Source organism: Herbaspirillum sp. WKF16, assembly GCF_028993615.1.
Classification (GTDB): domain Bacteria; phylum Pseudomonadota; class Gammaproteobacteria; order Burkholderiales; family Burkholderiaceae_D; genus Herbaspirillum.
The window spans coordinates 204,712-222,077 of sequence record NZ_CP118632.1; the positions used below are offsets into that span (position 1 = coordinate 204,712).

Here is a 17,366-nt window from a genome sequence, read left to right on the forward strand (position 1 = left end):
CATGGGCAGCAAACTCAAGAATATCAGTCTGATCGGGTTGGGCATGGTGGCAGGCGCCACCGCGATGATTCAATTCGACGCCATCGCGCAAAAGAACGCAACGGCGTCGCTGCCGCTGGAGGAGCTGCGCCAGATGGCCGACGTGTTCGGCCTCATCAAGTCCGACTACGTCGAGCAGGTGGATGACAAGAAGCTGCTGACCGAAGCCATTTCCGGCATGGTCGCCTCGCTCGATCCGCACTCGGCCTACCTGGACAAGAAGGCCTACAAGGAGCTGCGTGAAGGCACCATGGGCAAGTTCGTCGGCCTGGGCATCGAGGTCGGCATGGAAGACGGCTACGTCAAGGTGATCTCGCCGATCGAGGATTCCCCGGCGTTCAAGGCCGGCATCAAGGCCGGCGACCTGATCACCCGCCTGGACAGCACCCCGGTCAAGGGCCTGACCCTGGATGAAGCCGTCAAGAAGATGCGCGGCGAGCCCAACACCAAGATCACCCTGACCATCGCCCGCAAGGAAGAAGACAAGCCCATCGTGCTGACCATCATGCGCCAGGAAATCCGTGTGCAGAGCGTCAAGTCCAAGGTGGTCGAGCCCGGCTACGCCTGGCTGCGCGTCACCCAGTTCCAGGAACCGACGGTGGACGACATGGCCAAGAAGCTGGCCGCGATCTACGCCCAGGAACCCAACCTGAAGGGCATCGTGCTGGACCTGCGCAACGACCCGGGCGGCGTGCTGCCGGGCGCCATCGGCGTGTCGGCCGCCTTCCTGCCCAAGGATGCGGTGGTGGTCTCGACCAACGGCCAGATCCCCAGCTCCAAGCAGACCTTCTACGCCAAGCGCGAGTTCTACGCGGCCAACCCGCTGAACGACCCGCTGTCGCGCCTGCCGGACGCCATCAAGAAGGTGCCGATGGTGGTGCTGATCAACAGCGGCTCGGCCTCGGCTTCCGAAATCGTGGCCGGCGCGCTGCAGGACTACCAGCGCGCCACCATCATGGGCACGCAGTCCTTCGGCAAGGGCTCGGTGCAGTCAGTGATCGCGCTGCCGCCGGAGAAGAACACCGCCGTCAAGCTGACCACCGCGCGCTACTACACGCCCAAGGGCCGTTCGATCCAGGCGCGCGGCATCGTGCCTGACATCATGGTCGACGAATACCCCGACGGCGACGGCTTGAACGGCCTGCGCCTGCGCGAGGCCGATCTCTCCAAGCACCTGAGCAACGACACCGACAAGTCGGCCGAAGTGAAGGCGCAGGCCATGGATGAAATCGCCGAGGAACGCCTGATCGCCGCCGAGAAGAAGCGCAAGCCGCTGGACTTCGGCAGCAAGGACGACTTCCAGCTGTCCCAGGCCCTGAACCACCTCAAGGGCCTGCCGGTGAAGGTGTCCAACGCCAAGCCTGAAGTGCGCAACGAAGAAGGCAAGCAAGCCGCGCCGGTGAAGGACGACCGCAAGGACAACAAGGCGCCGCCGGAAAAGATCGACACCAACAAGTAATCCCGGCGCATCGGGATCGCTCCGGGCCGCTGCCGGCAAGCAGTGGCCCTTTTTCATGGAGCGGCAGCATCGCCCACCAACCGGACCCGCCATGGACGACCAACAGTTGCTGCGCTACTCGCGCCACATCCTGCTCGACGAGATCGACATCGCAGGCCAGTCGCGCCTGCTGGCCGCGCACGCTCTGGTGATCGGAGCCGGCGGGCTGGGCTCGCCGGCCGCCATGTACCTGGCCTCGGCCGGCCTCGGCCGCATCACGCTGGTGGACGACGACACGGTGGACCTGACCAACCTGCAGCGCCAGATCATGCACACCACGGCGCGCGTGGGCCGGCCCAAGGTCGAGTCCGGGCGCGAGGCGCTGGCGCAGATCAATCCGGGCGTGGAGGTGGTCGGCCTGGCCGAACGCGTCGAGGGCGAGCGCTTGCGGGAACTGGTGCGCGCGGCCGACGTGGTGCTCGATTGCAGCGACAACTTCGCCACCCGCCACGCCGTCAACCAGGCCTGCGTGGAGGCCGGCGTGCCGCTGGTATCGGGCGCGGCGATCCGGTTCGACGGCCAGATCAGCGTGTTCGATACGCGGCGCGACGAGGCGCCATGCTATGCCTGCCTGTTCCCGCCCGAGCGCGAGTTCGAGGAAGTGCAATGTTCGGTGATGGGCGTCTTCTCGCCGCTGGTGGGGATCATCGGCGCCATGCAGGCGGCCGAGGCCATCAAGCTGGTGGCCGGCATCGGCCGCTCGCTGGCCGCGCGCCTGCTGATCCTGGACGCGCGCGAGATGGAATGGACCGAGATCGCCGTCGCGCGCGACCGCAATTGCCCCGTCTGCGGCGCCAGGCACGCCTGAACCCGGCCGCCCGGGCCGCTTTGTTGCCGTCGGGATAAGACGGCGCGCCACTTCCGGCCTATCTTCTGGTATAAACGCTTAGTCGGCCTGCCGCTGCAACACGCCGCGCGGCGGGCCGAGGCTGTTGCCGGAATCAATAGAACAACCACCACCACGACCAGGCGCGCCGGCGCTCCCGGTTTCTCCCGGCCGCCGAGGCGGCCCTGCCTCTTGGCATCCGGGAGCGTTGGTGTACAATCCTTGACCGCGAAAAAGGCTGCGCCACCTGCAGTCGCGGTCCGGCAGGCAGATCAACGTCGGCGATGCGGCCGCGCGAACTTCAATCGAAGAGGTGCCCACGCGGCAAGGGAAGTGGATTCACAAGCGACCAGTTCCGGCAGCGAAGTATCCGCCGGGAAAATGGATTAGTTGAAAAACCCCGTAGTATTGAAAGTAAGCGAAGTGGCAACCAAAACTCCCAAAACTACCCCTGCAGCGCAACAATTGCTGACCGAGGAGCAAATCCTCAAGATGGCTGAGAAGGACTACATGAACGAAGCGCAGCTTGCTTTCTTCAAGGCCCGTCTCCAGCAACTGGAAAAGGATCTGCTCAAGAATGCGGGCGAAACCACCGAACACCTGCGCGAAACCGTGCTGGTGCCGGACCCGGCCGACCGCGCCACCATCGAGGAAGAACACGCCCTCGAACTGCGCACCCGCGATCGCGAACGCAAGCTGCTGAAGAAGGTTCAGCAGTCCATCGTCTCGATCGACAACGGCGAGTACGGCTGGTGTGAAGAAACCGGTGAGCCCATCGGCATTCCGCGTCTGCTGGCGCGTCCGACTGCGACCCTGTCGCTGGAAGCCCAGCAACGCCGCGAGCTGAAGCAAAAGCTGTACGGCGACTGATTCGCCCCAGGGCAAGCCCGTGCCGCGCGGCGGCCGGGCCATGACGCCGGCAGCGCGGCTGCCGGCGAGGGTAGACTGACCGCATCGTTTTCAGACCGGCCCCGCCCTGTGTAGCGTCCAGGTCGCGCATCACCGCAATACCGCATCACCCGTTACCGCCAGACAGAATTTCCACGTGCGCCGCATTTGCCCGGCGCCGCTTCCGAACCAGAACTGCGCCATGCCCACCTCGCGTTCCCTGCGTCAATCAGCCTTCATCGCCGTCCTGGCGCTGTCGCTGCTGTTCGCGCAGATGATGGGTTTCGTGCACGGCATCGCGCACGCGGGCTGGCAGAGCGGCGCGGTGCATTCGCTGATCGACGAATCGCTGTTCGACTACGGCGAAGACCACCTCGACGCCGCGGCCGACCGCGCCGACGGCGAGCAATCGGGCCAGCACGCCCACGACCTGCATCACTCCTGCGCCGCCTACGACGCCGCCACGCTGTCGGCCGGCGTGCATTTCGATTTCCCGCCGTTGCCGCTGCTGCCGCCGGTGCGCGTGCTGGCGCTGTGGCAGGCCTTCGCATCCTGGGATGCGCCGCTCAACTGCCATTTCTCCTCGCGCGCGCCGCCGCGCTGAATTCCTTCCCACGCTGAACGTTCATTCTCGTTGCCGGTTGTCCCTCGTGCATCCGGCCGCGCGCGCATCGCCCTTGCCGGCGTCATGCGCCGGCGCGGCATGGGCACGTCCGGACGGCCGGCGTATTTCGCGCCGCCCCCGCATCCCTCCCTGAACCGGCGGGCGGCGCTTCGCGTACTACAAGGAATTCACATGGCACTTCAACGCCAACTTCTCGCCGCCGCGGTCGTCTCCGCTTTGTCGGCATGGTCGGTCTCCGCCTCGGCCCAGGCCATCTCCGCCGGCGGCGACGCCGCGCCGGCGCAACCCGCGCTGCAACCCATCGTCGTCACCGCCACGCCCTTCGCTTCCGACGAAAGCGTGCAGGTGCTGGCGCCGGCCAAGGTGCTGGCCGGTGACGAACTGAAGAACAAACTGGGCAATTCGCTGGGCGACACCCTGTCCTCCGAGCTGGGCGTGTCGGCCTCGGCCTTCGGCGCCGGCGCCTCGCGCCCCATCATCCGCGGCATGGAAGGCCCGCGCGTGATGATCCTGCAGAACGGCATGGGCGTGTCCGACGTTTCCACCGTCTCCAACGACCACGCGGTCGCCACCGAGGCCGCCACCGCGCGCCAGATCGAGATCCTGCGCGGTCCGGCGGCGCTGCTGTACGGCTCGGGCGCCATCGGCGGCCTGGTCAACGTGGTCAACGACCGCATTCCCACCGAACTGGTCGGCAAGCCCACCGGCACCGTCGAGGGACGCTACGGCACGGTGGATGGCGAGAAGAACAGCTCCTTCTCGCTGGACACCTCGGCTGGCCAGATCGGCCTGCACGTGGACGGCAACTACCGCGACACCGACAACTACAAGATCCCGGGCAACGCCAGGCAAGGCGACGCTTCCAGCGCCTCGGGCCGCCTGCCCAACTCGTTCACGCACGAGACCAGCGGCGGCGTGGGCGCGTCCTATGTCGCCAACTGGGGCTACGTGGGCCTGTCGGCGGCGACCATGGATGATCACTATGGCATTCCCACCGACGAGAAGTCCTTCATCGACCTTCACCAGAGCCGCTACGACATCGACACGCTGGTCAACAATCCCTTCGCCGGCATCGAGAAGTTCCGCTTCAAGTTCGGCTACACCGACTACACCCACACCGAGAAGGAAGAGGACGGCACGCCCGCTACGGTGTTCCGCAACCGCGTGCTGCAGACCCGCTGGGAGCTGACCCATGCGCCGTTGGCCGGCTGGCGCGGCACCTTCGGCGTGCAGACCGAGCAGGGCAACTACTCGGCGCTGTCGGCCGCGACCGGCGCCTCCGAGCTGACCCCGCCGACGCGCTCCAGCTCCTTCGCCGGCTTCCTGGTGGAAGAGCGCCAGTTCGGCCAGGTACTGGCCAGCGCCGGCCTGCGCGCCGAGAGCGTGAACCGTCGTCCGGACAGCGCCAGCGGCCTGGCCGGGCGCGACTTCAGCCTGCTGTCCTGGTCGGCCGGGGCGTTGTGGAGTTTCCAACCCGGCTACGGCCTGGGCCTGACCTACTCGCTGGCGCAGCGCGCGCCGACGGTGGAGGAGCTGTATTCCAACGGCCCGCATGAATCGACCGCCACCTTCGACATCGGCGACGGCCAGCTGAAGAAGGAGACCTCCCACAACATCGAGCTGACGCTGCAAAAGACCGAGGGCCTGTTCCGCTGGAAGGGCAACCTGTTCCGCAACAAGGTGAACAACTTCATCTACGGCCGCACCAACGGCCAGGTGGACGACTCCGGCGCGCCGGATCCGACCGGCGAATTCACCCAGCGCTTCTGGTCGCAGGGCAACGCCACCATCCGCGGCGCCGAAGCCGAGCTGACCTACAACTGGAACGGCGAAGGCATCTCCGGACGGGTCTTCGCCGACACCTCGCGCGGCACGCTGGACGACCTCGGCAGCCTGCCCCTGCAGCCGGCCACGCGCTACGGCGCCGAGCTGGGCTACAAGACCGGTCCGTGGGCCGGCGGCGTGAAGGTGCTGCGCGCGCAGAAGCAGGATCGCCTGGCTTCGTTCGAGACCTACGAGACCCCGGCATACACCCAGCTCGACGCCAACCTGTCGTACACGCAGAAACTCAATGGCGTGAAGCTGACCTGGTTCGCGTTGGCGCGCAACCTGCTGAACCAGGACATTCGCCTGTCCACCTCGGTGCTGAAGGAGTCGGTGCCGCTGGGCGGCCGCAACTTCATCGTCGGCGCGCGCACCAGCTTCTAAGATAGGGACGCGGGACGCAGCTGCTTCCCGCGATCCTGCCGGTGTGCCGCAAAAACGGCCCGGACCGCTTCATCACGAAGCGGTCCGGGCTTTTTTTTCAGCGAGGTGCGCGGGCCTTACGCCGCCGGCGGGAAATCCACCACCGTGTCGTTGACGCGGTTGAACAGGTTGGTGAGGGTGATGGCGCTCACTGCCAGCAGGGTGTCGACGATCTGGGCGTCGCTGTAGACCGCACGCACGCGCTCGACCAGCGCGGCGGCCACGGTGCCGCGGGTGCCCACCAGGTTGCGCGCGAATTCGGTCAGCAGGTCCAGCTTGTCGTCGCCGGTAGCCTGGCCATGACGGGCGCCCAGGATGGCCTGGTTGTCCAGGCCGGCCTTCTTGCCCATCAGGCTATGGGCGGCCAGGCAGTAATCGCAGCCGGCCTTTTCGCTGACGGCCAGCTTGACCGCTTCGATTTCCTTGGCCGACAGGCTGCTCTTGCGCAGCGCGCCGTCCAGGTGCAGCACGGATTCCAGCGCCACCGGGCTGAGCATGCCCATGTTGGCGTAGGCGTTGGGAACCATGCCGGCCGCCGACTTGATAGCAGTGAACAGTTGGGCGGCCTGGCCGGTGGCTTCGGTGATCGGTTGGGTGGAGAGACGGGGCATGATGTTTTCCTTTACGGGTTGGCGCGCAGCGGCGGGATTGCCGGTGGTTCGTTGTTCGTTCAGCGCATGGACGTACTGTAGGCCCAGTCGATGTAATTTTTAATGCCATTAAATCGCTTAAAATTGCTCAAAAATCTCATCGATCGAAAAATATGGATGCCTTGAGCCGCCTGCTGTCCCTGCACCCGGTGCGCGCCGCGCTGGATATCCGCTGTCGCTTCGGCGAGCCCTGGAACCTGCGCAACGAGGCCCTGGCGCTGGGCGTGGCTCCCTATCACTTCATTCTCGAAGGCCGCGCCTGGGTCGAGGTGGCCGGCCAGCCGCCGCTGGCGCTGCAGGCCGGCGACCTGGTGCTGTTCGCGCGCGGCGCCGCCCACGGCATCTATACCGCGCCGCCCGAGCGCGCGGCGGCGGTGCGGGTGGTCGATGCGGCGGCGCCGGTGCAACTGCACGTCAACGACGGCGCCGCCGGTGGCGCGCAGCCGGTGTCCGATTTCCTGTGCGGGCAATTTCATTTCGAATCACCGCACTCCAATGCCCTGATGCAGGCCATGCCGGAGGTGGTGCTGGTGCGCGGCGACGAACTGCCAGAAGGACATGGGTTGCGCATGTTGGCCACGCTGCTGCGCGACGAATGCGGCGGGAGCGACGGCAGCGGCGCGCTGCGCGAGGGCGCGCAGGCGGTGGTGGCGGGCCTGGCCGCGGCGCTGTTCGGGTTGGCGATGCGCGCCTGGCTGGGGCAAGGCGGCCCCCAGCCGGGTTTGCTGGCGCTGCTGGCGCATCCGCGCCTGCAACGGGCGGTCCAGGCCATGCTGGATGCGCCCCAGGACGAGTGGCCGCTGGAGCGCCTGGCCGCGGCCTGCCATCTCTCGCGCGCCACCTTCGCGCGCCAGTTCCGCGAGGTCGGCGGGGCCACGCCGGGCGACATGCTGCAGCAGCTGCGCATGGCCCAGGCGGCCAGGTTGCTGGCCTACGGCAAGATGGGAACGGCCGAGATCGGCGAAGCGGTGGGCTACCAGTCGGAAGCGGCGTTCAACCGGGTGTTCAAGAAATACAGCGGGATCGGGCCCGGCGCTTACCGGCGCCGGCTGCGCGGCGGTGCAGGGGATGCCGACCCCGCGCCGGGCGCCTGAGGGCGGAGGCGGGGATCAGCGGATCGGCAGGCGGATGGTGTTCTTCACTTCTTCCATCACCGCGTAGGTGTGGGTCTCGCGCACGCCCTTCAACTGCAGCAGCGACTTGCCGAGGAATTCGCGATAGGCGTTCATGTCCTTGACGCGCGACTTGACCAGGTAGTCGAAGCCGCCCGCCACCATGTGGCACTCCATGATCTCGGGAATGCTCTGCACGCTCTTCTTGAACTCGGCGAAGACGTCCGGCGTGGTGCGGTCCAGCACCACCTCGATGAACACCAGCAACGACACGTCCAGCAGCTCGGGATTCAACTGCGCGGCATAGCCCAGGATATAGCCGGCCTCCTGCAGCTTGCGCACCCGTTCCAGGCAAGCGGCGGGCGACAGGTTCACGCGCGCGGCTAGGTCGACGTTGCTGATGCGGCCATCGTTTTGCAGTTCCGCCAGAATTTTCTTGCTGATCTTGTCGAGCGTAGCCATGGTTTCTGAATTTTATTCAGTAAAATAATTTTAAAGAGAATTTAATTCTGATTATAAAGGCAATAAACACGCCTAATATCAGGGAAGAGTAAATAGAATCCTCCCTCATAAAAAATACAACGTAATGCGGGCATGGCGCGCCAACGGCGGCGCGCTTGCGCGGATGACAGCAGCATTTCCGGAATTTCTTTTACGAGTTTTATATGTTCGTACCTGCAACGGCGCAGCCAGTACAGCATCGACGGAACCGCGGCCTCGCGTCCCACTGGGACCGGGGTGGCGCATATCCTGCTTTTCCAGCGTTTTAACCAATCACCCGCAGTCTGACTTTCTAGAAGAGAGGAAACACCCACATGTTCAAGCGCGTCTCCGGACTCAACATCATCGCCGCTTCGCTGGCGCTCATCCCCGCGTTCGCCATGGCGCAGGAAACCCAGGTGGTCAAGATCGGCTTCTCCAGCCCGCTGACCGGTCCGCAGGCATCGGCCGGCAAGGACAACCAGGGCGGCCTGACGATGGCCGTCGAGCGCCTGAATGCGCAGCCCATCACCGTCGGCGGCAAGAAGATCAAGTTCGAAGTGATCGCCGAAGACGACCAGGCCGACCCGAAGTCGGGCGTGGCCGCCGCGCAGAAGCTGGCCGACCAGGGCATCAAGGCCATCGTCGGTCCCTACAACTCGGGCGTGACCATCCCCGCTTCGCGCGTGTTCAATGACGCCGGCATCGTGGTTGCCACCGTGGCCTCCAATCCCAAGATCACCCAGCAAGGTTTCGCCACCCTGTTCCGCGTCGCCGCCAGCGACAGCCAGCTGGGCGGCAAGATGGCCCTGTACGCCGCCAAGGAGCTCAAGCTCAAGCGCGTCTCGGTGATCGACGACCGCACCGCCTACGGCCAGGGCCTGGCCGAGGAGTTCAGCAAGGTCGCCAAGGCCAACGGCCTGGAAGTGGTCAGCAAGGACTTCACCAACGACAAGGCGACCGACTTCACCGCCATCCTGACCTCCATCAAGGGCAAGAAGCCCGACGCCGTGTTCATCGGCGGCTACGCTCCCCAAGGCGGCCCGATCAAGCGCCAGATGAAGCAGCTGGGCATCGACGTCGTGCTCATGGGCGGCGACGGCATCTGCTCGCCGGAAATGGGCCGCCTGGGCGGCGACGCCATCGGCGAGTCGGTCTACTGTACCCAAGGCGGCACCATGCTGGACAAGGCCAAGGAAGGCAAGATCTTCGCCGACGACTACCAGAAGAAGTTCGGCCGTCCCGCGGAAACCTACGCCGTGTCGTTCTACGACGGCATGATGCTGATCGCCCAGGCCATGAAGGACGCCAACTCGGTCGAGCCCAAGCAGTTCGGCCCGGCCCTGGCCAAGATCAGCTACAAGGGTGTGGCCGGCCAGTACGACTTCGACGCCAACCACGACCTGAAGCAATCCCCGGTGACCGTGTACCGCTTCAAGAACGGCCTGCCGGTTCCGCTGACCAGCTACTGATCGGCCCCCGGCCTGTCATCGCCTGATCCATCGCCCCGTCCGGCCGCAGCCGGCGGGGCGGCAGGCGGCCGGCGCCGCCTGTCCGCACTCCCTCCCGTTGCAGTTTTTCCTGCCGGCTTCGTCCGGTGGCGGGAGAGCGTTTGCCCGCGGTCGCCCGGCGTCCCAAGGTGGTACCCTGTCGCCTCGGCCGCAGCGGCAAAAAATACTCGGAAGTTAGAAGGAATACTATGCTCAGCTATACCCGCACCGTCCAGACCATCGACGCCCATACCGGCGGGGAGCCGCTGCGCATCGTGGTGTCCGGCCTGCCCAAGATCCCGGCCGGCCCGATCCTGCAGCAGCGCGCTTGGCTGAAAGAGCATCGCGACGACTTGCGCCAGTTCCTGATGAACGAACCGCGCGGCCACGCCGACATGTATGGCGCCTACCTGCTGCCGCCGGTCACCGCGGGCGCCGACTTCGGCGTCATCTTCATCCACAACGAAGGCTACAGCGACATGTGCGGCCACGGCATCATCGCCCTGGGCAAGGTGCTGGTCGAGATGGGCTACGTCGAACCGGTGGCGCCGGTCACGCGCATCTGCTTCGACGCCCCGGCCGGCTTCATCGAGGCCTTCGTCGAGTGGGACGGCAAGCGCGCCGGGCGCGTGAGCTTCAACAACGTGCCGGCCTTCATCTATCGGCGCGACGTCGAGGTCGACACGCCCAGCTTCGGCAAGATCACCGGCGACATCGTCTTCGGCGGCGCCTTTTACTATTACATCAACGCCCGGCAGGCCAAGCTCACCGTCAAGCCGGAGCTGGTGCGCCAGCTGATCCAGCTGGGCGCCGAAACCAAGGCCGCAGTGATCGCCAAGGTCGACATCCAGCATCCGCTGGAGCCGGGCCTCAATACCCTGTACGGCACCATCGTCGACAGCGAACCCAATTTCCCCGGCGCCGACCAGTCCAACGTGTGCATCTTCGCCGACCGCGAAGTGGACCGTTCGCCCACCGGCACCGGCACCTCCGGCCGCGCCGCGCAGCTGTTCCTGCGCGGGCGGCTGGCGCTGGGCCAGAACTACGTCAACGGCAGCATCGTCGGCAGCAACTTCGGCGTGCGCGTGACCGCGCCCGTCAAGGTTGGCGAATTCGACGGCGCGCTCACCGAGGTCAGCGGCCACGCCCACATCATGAGCACCAACCAGTGGGTGCTGGAAGAGTCCGATCCCTTCCCCACCGGTTTCTTCCTGCGCTGAGCCGGCGCCGGACATCAAGGACACGCCATGCACATCCTGGACGCACAGCAAACCGCCGCCGCGCTGCCCTACGCCAAACTGGTCGCCGCGCTTGAGACCGCCGCGCAGGAGTTCGTCTCCGGCCGCATCCGCGCGCCCGAGCGCCAGGTGGTGCCGATCGACCCGGCCAGCGTGCTGCTGAGCATGCCGGCGATCGCCGACGACCTCTCGGTGACCAAGCTGATCACCGTGCACGCCGACAACGGCCGGCACGGCCTGCCCGCCATCCAGGGCGAGGTGGTGGCCTTCGAGACGCATACCGGCCGTCGCATCGCGCTCATGGACGGCCCCACCGTCACCGGCCGCCGCACCGCCGCCATGACCATGCTGGGCATCAAGACCTTGCTGCCGCGCGCGCCGCGCTCGGCGCTGCTGATCGGCACCGGCGTGCAGGCCGCGGCGCATGCCGACGCCCTGGCCGAGTTCTTCGGCGTCACCCAGTTCTGGATCGCCGCGCGCGACCTGCCGCGCACCCAGGCCTTCTGCAGCGACCTGTGCGCGCGCCATCCGCACGCCGTCGCCAGCCCGCTGCCCACCGAACTGCTGGCGCGCGACCTGCCGCATACCGACGTGCTGATCGCGCTGACCACCTCGCGCAGCGCCGTCATCCCCGAGCAGGTCGCGCCCGACACGCTGGCCATCGGCGTGGGCGCCTTCAAGCCCGACATGGTCGAATTCCCGGCCTCGCTGCTGCATGCGCGCGCCATCGTGGTCGACGATCTGGGCGGCGCGCAGCACGAGGCCGGCGACCTGATCCAGGCCAAGGTGGACTGGAACGGCGTGAGCGCCATCGGCGACGTGCTCTCGGGCAAGACCGCGGCCGCCGCGCTGGTGCGCAACGGCGCGCTGCCGGTCTTCAAGACCGTGGGCCAGGCCTCCTGGGACCTGGCCGCGGCGCGCGTGATGCGAGCGTCGCTGGCCGCATGACCCCATTGACGGAGCGCGAACCTGGTTCGCGCTCTTTTCTTATCAGCAGCAAACCGGCAGCACACTTGGGCACAACAGGGAGAATGCAATGACCACCACACCGCAGCGTCGTCCACAAGGCGCAGGCAACCACATCGTCCGGCCTCCGGTCCGACCGTAAAGAGACAGAGGAGACAGACTCATGGACATTTTCATCCAGCAGATCATCAACGGCCTGGTGCTGGGCAGCATGTACGCGCTGATCGCATTGGGTTACACGATGGTGTACGGCGTGCTGAACCTGATCAACTTTGCGCACGGGGACATCCTGATGGTGGGGGCGATGGTGGGCCTCTCGCTGCTCAAGCTGGTGCAGAACGTGGCGCCGCAGTTGCCGGGGATCGTGCAATTGATCATCGCCATCGTGGGCGCCATTCCGGTGTGCATCGTGGTCAGCCTGGTCATCGAGCGGGTGGCGTATCGTCCGCTGCGCAACGCGCCGCGGCTGGCGCCCTTGATCACGGCCATCGGCGTGTCGATCCTGTTGCAGACCATCGCCATGATGATCTGGGGCCGCAGCCCCTTGCCGTTCCCGCAGGTGATGCCGTCGGATCCGGTGCATATCGCCGGGGCGCTGATTTCGCCCACGCAGATCATGCTGCTGGCGCTGGCGGTGCTGGCCATGGTGGGGTTGGTGCTGGTGGTGGAGAAGACCAAGATGGGGCGCGCCATGCGGGCCACGGCGGAGAACCCGCGCATTGCGGGCTTGATGGGGGTGGATTCGAACAAGGTGATCGTGGTGACGTTCGCCATCGGCGCGGGCCTGGCGGCCATTGCCGGGGTGATGTGGGCGGCCAACTACTCGACGGCGCAGTTCGCCATGGGCTTCGTGCCGGGCTTGAAGGCGTTCTCGGCGGCGGTGCTGGGCGGCATCGGCAACATCTACGGCGCCATGCTGGGCGGCATCTTGCTGGGGCTGATCGAGAGCCTGGGCGCGGGTTACATCGGCGACCTGACGGGCGACTTCCTGGGCAGCAACTACCAGGACATCTTCGCCTTCATCGTGCTGATCATCGTGCTCACGCTGCGTCCGTCCGGCATCATGGGTGAGCGAGTCGCAGACCGCGCCTGATCAAGAACAAGCCGTCGTTCCTGCGCAAGCAGGAACCCAGTGACGTCAGTGGCGAAAGGCGAGCGCCGTCAAGACATTGAAACGACACTGGGTCCCTGCTTTCGCAGGGACGACAGGTAGCTTACTTATTTATTGAATCGGAAACCAATATGGCTCTCCTATCCTTCGACATGAAACGCAACCCGGCGCAAGCCAGGACCAGCCTGCTGGTGCTGCTGGCGCTGATGATCGTGTTCCCCTTCATCGCGCAGCAGTTCGGCAACTCCTGGGTGCGCATCATGGACATCGCCCTGCTGTACATCATGCTGGCGCTGGGCCTGAACGTGGTGGTGGGCTTTGCCGGCCTGCTGGACCTGGGCTACATCGCCTTCTACGCCATCGGCGCGTACACGGCGGGCCTGCTGGCCTCGCCGCAGTTTGCGGCGGTGATCGAATCCTTCGTCAACACCTACCCGGCGGTGGGCAACTTCCTGGTGTGGGTGTGCGGGCCGGAGATCGTGCAGAACGGCATCCACCTGTCGCTGTGGCTGATCGTGCCGGTGTCGGGCCTGTTCGCGGCGCTGTTCGGGGCGTTGCTGGGCGCGCCGACCCTGAAGCTGCGCGGCGACTACCTGGCCATCGTGACGCTGGGCTTCGGCGAGATCATCCGCATCTTCATGAACAACCTGAACGCGCCGGTGAACATCACCAACGGCCCGCAGGGGATCAACCTGATCGACCCGATCCGGGTGTTCGGGGTGTCGCTGGCCGGCGAGCCGGGTTCGGGCTCGATGGTCAAGATCTTCGGCATGAGCACGCCCTCGGTGAACGCCTACTACTTCCTGTTCCTGCTGTTGTGCATCGGCGTGATCTTCTTCTCGGTGCGGCTGCAGGACTCGCGCCTGGGCCGCGCCTGGGTGGCGATCCGCGAGGATGAGATCGCCGCCAAGGCGATGGGCATCAACACCCGCAACGTCAAGCTGCTGGCGTTCGCCATGGGCGCGTCCTTCGGCGGCGTCTCGGGCGCCATGTTCGGCGCCTTCCAGGGCTTCGTGTCGCCGGAATCGTTCTCGCTGACCGAGTCCATCGCGGTGCTGGCCATGGTGGTGCTGGGCGGCATCGGCCACATCCCCGGCGTGGTGCTGGGCGGGGTGATCCTGGCGGCGCTGCCGGAAGTGCTGCGCCACGTGGTGGAGCCGCTGCAGATGGCCATCTTCGGCAAGGTCTGGATCGACGCCGAAGTGCTGCGCCAGCTGCTCTACGGCCTGGCCATGGTGGTGATCATGCTGACGCGCCCGGCAGGCCTGTGGCCCTCGCCGCGGCATGAAGACCGTCCGGAAGCGGATCACGCGTCGGTGGGCAGCACCGGCGAAGTCAAGGCATAAGGAGCACATCACATGACACAGACACTGCTCAAGATCCGCGACGTGAGCAAGCGCTTCGGCGGCCTGCAGGCCTTGAACGGCGTGGGCATCACGATCGAACGCGGCCAGATCTACGGCCTGATCGGCCCCAACGGCGCCGGCAAGACCACCTTCTTCAACGTCATCACCGGGCTGTACCAGCCCGACACCGGCAGCTTCGAGCTGGACGGCAAGCCGTATAGCCCGAGCGCGCCGCACGAAGTGGCCAAGGCCGGCATTGCGCGCACCTTCCAGAACATCCGCCTGTTCGGCGAGATGACGGTGCTGGAGAACGTGATGGTGGGCTGCCACGTGCGCACCAAACAGAACGTCTTCGGGGCGGTGTTCCGCCACAAGGCGGCGCGCGAAGAGGAAGCGGCGATCCGCGCCAAGTCGCAGCAGCTGCTGGACTTCGTGGGCATCGGCCAGTTCGCCAAGCGCACCGCGCGCCACCTGTCGTACGGCGACCAGCGGCGCCTGGAGATCGCCCGGGCGCTGGCGACCGACCCGCAACTGCTGGCGCTGGACGAACCGGCGGCGGGCATGAACGCCACCGAGAAGCTGGGCCTGCGCGAGCTGCTGGTGAAGATCCAGGCCGAAGGCAAGACGATCCTATTGATCGAACACGATGTGAAACTGATGATGGGCCTGTGCAACCGCATCACGGTGCTGGACTACGGCAAGCCGATTGCCGAGGGCGTGCCGGCGGATGTGCAGAAGAACCCGGCCGTGATCGAGGCCTACCTGGGCGCCGGCCATTGACGTTGCATGCCACAGATTAGTCAGAACATTATTCGAGATTGAAAAGCGATGACGAATATTCTTAAAGTTGAAAACCTGTCGGTGGCCTACGGCGGCATCCAGGCCGTGAAGGGCATCAGCCTGGAAGTGAACGAAGGCGAACTGGTGACGCTGATCGGCGCCAACGGCGCGGGCAAGACCACGACCCTCAAAGCCATCACCGGCACGCTGCCCAGCAGCAAGGTGGACGGCCATATCGAATACCTGGGGCAGGGCCTGAAGGGCAAGAAGTCCTTCGAGCTGGTCAAGGACAAGCTGGCGATGGTGCCGGAAGGTCGCGGGGTCTTCACGCGCATGAGCATCCAGGAAAACCTGTTGATGGGCGCCTACACCAGCGATGACAAGGGGCAAATACAAGCCGACATCGACAAGTGGTTCGAGGTTTTCCCGCGCTTGAAGGAACGCGCGGCGCAGATGGCGGGCACCCTGTCGGGCGGGGAGCAGCAGATGCTGGCCATGGCGCGCGCGCTGATGAGCCATCCGACGCTGCTGCTGCTGGACGAACCGTCGATGGGCCTGTCGCCGATCATGGTGGAGAAGATCTTCGAGGTGATCCGCAATGTGTCGGCGCAGGGGATCACGATCCTCTTGGTGGAGCAGAACGCCAAGCTGGCGCTGGAGGCGGCGCACCGCGGCTATGTGATGGAGTCGGGGCTGATCACCATGAACGGCGAGGCCAGGCAGATGCTGGATGATCCGCGGGTGAAGGCGGCTTATCTCGGGGAAGGCTGAGCTTCTCCTGCGCATCGCAATACCCGAAGGCCGCATGCTCGCATGCGGCTTTTTTATTGCCGCAGCGTCGTCAAGCGATGGCGAAGGTATCGCAGAACTCCCAGCCCGTGGCCGCTGTCCCTTGGATATCGCCCACTCGCCCGCAAGCCGCCCGCCATGCCCCGGCAACCGCCCCTGCAAAGAGAACGCTGGATAGACGTCTACCGCGGCATCGGCATCGCGCTGGTGGTGTGGGGTCACGTCTATGGCGGCTACAGCTTCGAGCTCATCTTCCTGTTCCACATGCCGCTGTTCTTCTTCATCAGCGGTTACCTGTTTCGCCCGGTGGCTTCACCCGCGGCGTTTTGCCGGCGCAAGGCGGCGCAGCTGCTGATTCCCTATGCGATGTTCCTGCTGGCCATCGGCATTCCACTGGCGATCAGCCTCTACATGAAGAACCCGCGCGACACGGCCGCGTTGCTCGGCTTTGCCGGCAACCTGCTGCTGGGAGGCAGCCGCCTGTCGGCCTGGCTGGCGGCATTCTGGTTCGTGACGTCCTTCTACGCGGTGCTGGCGATCGAGGCGGCGCTGGTCGGCCGCTGTTCGCGCGCCACGCTGCTTTGGCTGCACGCGGCGATGCTGGCGCTGGCATATGCCAATGCGCATCTGGCGCCGGGCCTGCAGGTGCCGTTTGCCGTCAATGTGGCGCTGGCGGCCGCGCCGATCTTCCATGCCGGCTATCGGTTCGGCCGGATGCGTGAGCCCGGGCGTCTGTATCGCCCCGCCGCAACGGTGGCCGCGCTCGGGTTGGTTGCGGTGACGGTCAACCACTACGCCGGCTGGCGCCTGAGCCTGGGCTACGACATGAAGGTCACGCAATACGGCGTGCCGGTCCTGAGCTTCGCCGCGGCGCTGGCCTGCTGCGTGTGCATGATGCGCGCGGCGCGCCGGATCGACGCCAGCCGACCCGCCCTGGCGCGCTGGCTGGCGGAACTCGGCCGGGCCGCCTTCGTCATCATGTTCATGCACATGGTGTTTACCATGGGGCTGGCGGCGCTGCTGGGCGAGCAGTACCGTCTGCTGCGCGTGGCGGCGGGCCTGGGCGGCAGCTGGCTGCTGTATCGCGCAAGCCTCAGGTGGACCTGGAGCAGGGCGCTGCTGCTGGGTTCGGCCCCTGATCTCGCGGCGCTGGGCGGGCATCGCCGGGCAACGCGCGGCTGAGCTGGAAAACCGTCCCATCGGCAAAATGGAGTCGAATTTAATTCCTTGATATTTTTATTTACCAAATTAAATATTGGATATATGCCATAAATACAGAAT

General features: G+C 65.8%; 16 protein-coding genes. 14 read left to right on the forward strand and 2 right to left on the reverse strand.

Annotated features, from left to right (window positions below):
* Position 1 precedes the first annotated feature (1 nt).
* From Herbaro_RS00940 to Herbaro_RS00960, 5 genes are all read left to right on the forward strand, one after another.
* Positions 2-1,498: a S41 family peptidase gene (locus Herbaro_RS00940; protein ID WP_275011974.1), complete on the forward strand. Its 1,497-nt coding sequence runs from the start codon at positions 2-4 to the stop codon at positions 1,496-1,498.
* Positions 1,499-1,589: 91 nt separating this feature from the next.
* Complete coding sequence (locus Herbaro_RS00945; RefSeq protein ID WP_275011975.1) at positions 1,590-2,345, forward strand: HesA/MoeB/ThiF family protein; 756 nt, start codon at positions 1,590-1,592, stop codon at positions 2,343-2,345.
* Between the two features lie 483 nt (positions 2,346-2,828).
* Positions 2,829-3,233, forward strand: coding sequence for an RNA polymerase-binding protein DksA (gene dksA / locus Herbaro_RS00950; protein WP_342456516.1), 405 nt, complete (start codon positions 2,829-2,831; stop codon positions 3,231-3,233).
* Between the two features lie 220 nt (positions 3,234-3,453).
* A complete protein-coding gene (locus Herbaro_RS00955; RefSeq protein ID WP_275011977.1) occupies positions 3,454-3,855 on the forward strand; it encodes a hypothetical protein in 402 nt (133 codons plus the stop codon).
* Between the two features lie 192 nt (positions 3,856-4,047).
* Entirely contained in the window at positions 4,048-6,084 is a 2,037-nt protein-coding gene (locus tag Herbaro_RS00960; RefSeq protein WP_275011978.1) for a TonB-dependent receptor, read from the forward strand.
* 116 nt (positions 6,085-6,200) lie between these two features.
* Here the strand turns inward: Herbaro_RS00960 and Herbaro_RS00965 are convergent, their stop codons facing one another.
* Entirely contained in the window at positions 6,201-6,734 is a 534-nt protein-coding gene (locus tag Herbaro_RS00965; RefSeq protein WP_275011979.1) for a carboxymuconolactone decarboxylase family protein, read from the reverse strand.
* 152 nt (positions 6,735-6,886) lie between these two features.
* Between Herbaro_RS00965 and Herbaro_RS00970 the strand changes: the two genes are divergently transcribed.
* On the forward strand, positions 6,887-7,867 hold the full coding sequence (locus tag Herbaro_RS00970) for an AraC family transcriptional regulator (RefSeq protein WP_275011980.1): 981 nt from the start codon (positions 6,887-6,889) through the stop codon (positions 7,865-7,867).
* Between the two features lie 15 nt (positions 7,868-7,882).
* Here the strand turns inward: Herbaro_RS00970 and Herbaro_RS00975 are convergent, their stop codons facing one another.
* Positions 7,883-8,347 (reverse strand): Lrp/AsnC ligand binding domain-containing protein, encoded by a 465-nt coding sequence (locus tag Herbaro_RS00975; RefSeq protein ID WP_275011981.1) that lies wholly within the window; start codon positions 8,345-8,347, stop codon positions 7,883-7,885.
* A gap of 353 nt (positions 8,348-8,700) precedes the next feature.
* On the opposite strand from Herbaro_RS00975, the gene Herbaro_RS00980 reads away from it, so the two are divergent.
* From Herbaro_RS00980 to Herbaro_RS01015, 8 genes are all read left to right on the forward strand, one after another.
* Positions 8,701-9,837 (forward strand): branched-chain amino acid ABC transporter substrate-binding protein, encoded by a 1,137-nt coding sequence (locus Herbaro_RS00980; RefSeq protein ID WP_275011982.1) that lies wholly within the window; start codon positions 8,701-8,703, stop codon positions 9,835-9,837.
* Positions 9,838-10,064: 227 nt separating this feature from the next.
* Positions 10,065-11,075 carry a proline racemase family protein gene (locus tag Herbaro_RS00985; RefSeq protein WP_275011983.1) on the forward strand — a complete coding sequence of 337 codons (1,011 nt, stop codon included), beginning with the start codon at positions 10,065-10,067 and terminating at the stop codon, positions 11,073-11,075.
* Positions 11,076-11,102: 27 nt separating this feature from the next.
* The gene (locus tag Herbaro_RS00990; RefSeq protein ID WP_275011984.1) at positions 11,103-12,041 is read left to right on the forward strand and encodes a delta(1)-pyrroline-2-carboxylate reductase family protein; all 939 of its coding nucleotides are present in this window, start codon (positions 11,103-11,105) and stop codon (positions 12,039-12,041) included.
* 181 nt (positions 12,042-12,222) lie between these two features.
* A complete protein-coding gene (locus Herbaro_RS00995) occupies positions 12,223-13,152 on the forward strand; it encodes a branched-chain amino acid ABC transporter permease (protein ID WP_275011985.1) in 930 nt (309 codons plus the stop codon).
* A 149-nt stretch (positions 13,153-13,301) separates the two neighbouring features.
* Complete coding sequence (locus tag Herbaro_RS01000) at positions 13,302-14,516, forward strand: ABC transporter permease subunit (protein WP_275011986.1); 1,215 nt, start codon at positions 13,302-13,304, stop codon at positions 14,514-14,516.
* Between the two features lie 12 nt (positions 14,517-14,528).
* Positions 14,529-15,296: an ABC transporter ATP-binding protein gene (locus Herbaro_RS01005; protein ID WP_275011987.1), complete on the forward strand. Its 768-nt coding sequence runs from the start codon at positions 14,529-14,531 to the stop codon at positions 15,294-15,296.
* A 48-nt stretch (positions 15,297-15,344) separates the two neighbouring features.
* Entirely contained in the window at positions 15,345-16,067 is a 723-nt protein-coding gene (locus tag Herbaro_RS01010) for an ABC transporter ATP-binding protein (RefSeq protein ID WP_275011988.1), read from the forward strand.
* A 156-nt stretch (positions 16,068-16,223) separates the two neighbouring features.
* The gene (locus tag Herbaro_RS01015) at positions 16,224-17,267 is read left to right on the forward strand and encodes an acyltransferase family protein (protein ID WP_275011989.1); all 1,044 of its coding nucleotides are present in this window, start codon (positions 16,224-16,226) and stop codon (positions 17,265-17,267) included.
* Positions 17,268-17,366 lie beyond the last annotated feature (99 nt).

Coding starts and splice junctions, on each gene's coding strand:
- Herbaro_RS00940 (WP_275011974.1), top strand. CDS start 2: ATGGGCAGCAAACTCAAGAATATCAGTCTGATCGGGTTGGGCATGGTG.
- Herbaro_RS00945 (WP_275011975.1), top strand. CDS start 1,590: ATGGACGACCAACAGTTGCTGCGCTACTCGCGCCACATCCTGCTCGAC.
- Herbaro_RS00955 (WP_275011977.1), top strand. CDS start 3,454: ATGCCCACCTCGCGTTCCCTGCGTCAATCAGCCTTCATCGCCGTCCTG.
- Herbaro_RS00960 (WP_275011978.1), top strand. CDS start 4,048: ATGGCACTTCAACGCCAACTTCTCGCCGCCGCGGTCGTCTCCGCTTTG.
- Herbaro_RS00965 (WP_275011979.1), bottom strand. CDS start 6,734: ATGCCCCGTCTCTCCACCCAACCGATCACCGAAGCCACCGGCCAGGCC.
- Herbaro_RS00970 (WP_275011980.1), top strand. CDS start 6,887: ATGGATGCCTTGAGCCGCCTGCTGTCCCTGCACCCGGTGCGCGCCGCG.
- Herbaro_RS00975 (WP_275011981.1), bottom strand. CDS start 8,347: ATGGCTACGCTCGACAAGATCAGCAAGAAAATTCTGGCGGAACTGCAA.
- Herbaro_RS00980 (WP_275011982.1), top strand. CDS start 8,701: ATGTTCAAGCGCGTCTCCGGACTCAACATCATCGCCGCTTCGCTGGCG.
- Herbaro_RS00985 (WP_275011983.1), top strand. CDS start 10,065: ATGCTCAGCTATACCCGCACCGTCCAGACCATCGACGCCCATACCGGC.
- Herbaro_RS00990 (WP_275011984.1), top strand. CDS start 11,103: ATGCACATCCTGGACGCACAGCAAACCGCCGCCGCGCTGCCCTACGCC.
- Herbaro_RS00995 (WP_275011985.1), top strand. CDS start 12,223: ATGGACATTTTCATCCAGCAGATCATCAACGGCCTGGTGCTGGGCAGC.
- Herbaro_RS01000 (WP_275011986.1), top strand. CDS start 13,302: ATGGCTCTCCTATCCTTCGACATGAAACGCAACCCGGCGCAAGCCAGG.
- Herbaro_RS01005 (WP_275011987.1), top strand. CDS start 14,529: ATGACACAGACACTGCTCAAGATCCGCGACGTGAGCAAGCGCTTCGGC.
- Herbaro_RS01010 (WP_275011988.1), top strand. CDS start 15,345: ATGACGAATATTCTTAAAGTTGAAAACCTGTCGGTGGCCTACGGCGGC.
- Herbaro_RS01015 (WP_275011989.1), top strand. CDS start 16,224: ATGCCCCGGCAACCGCCCCTGCAAAGAGAACGCTGGATAGACGTCTAC.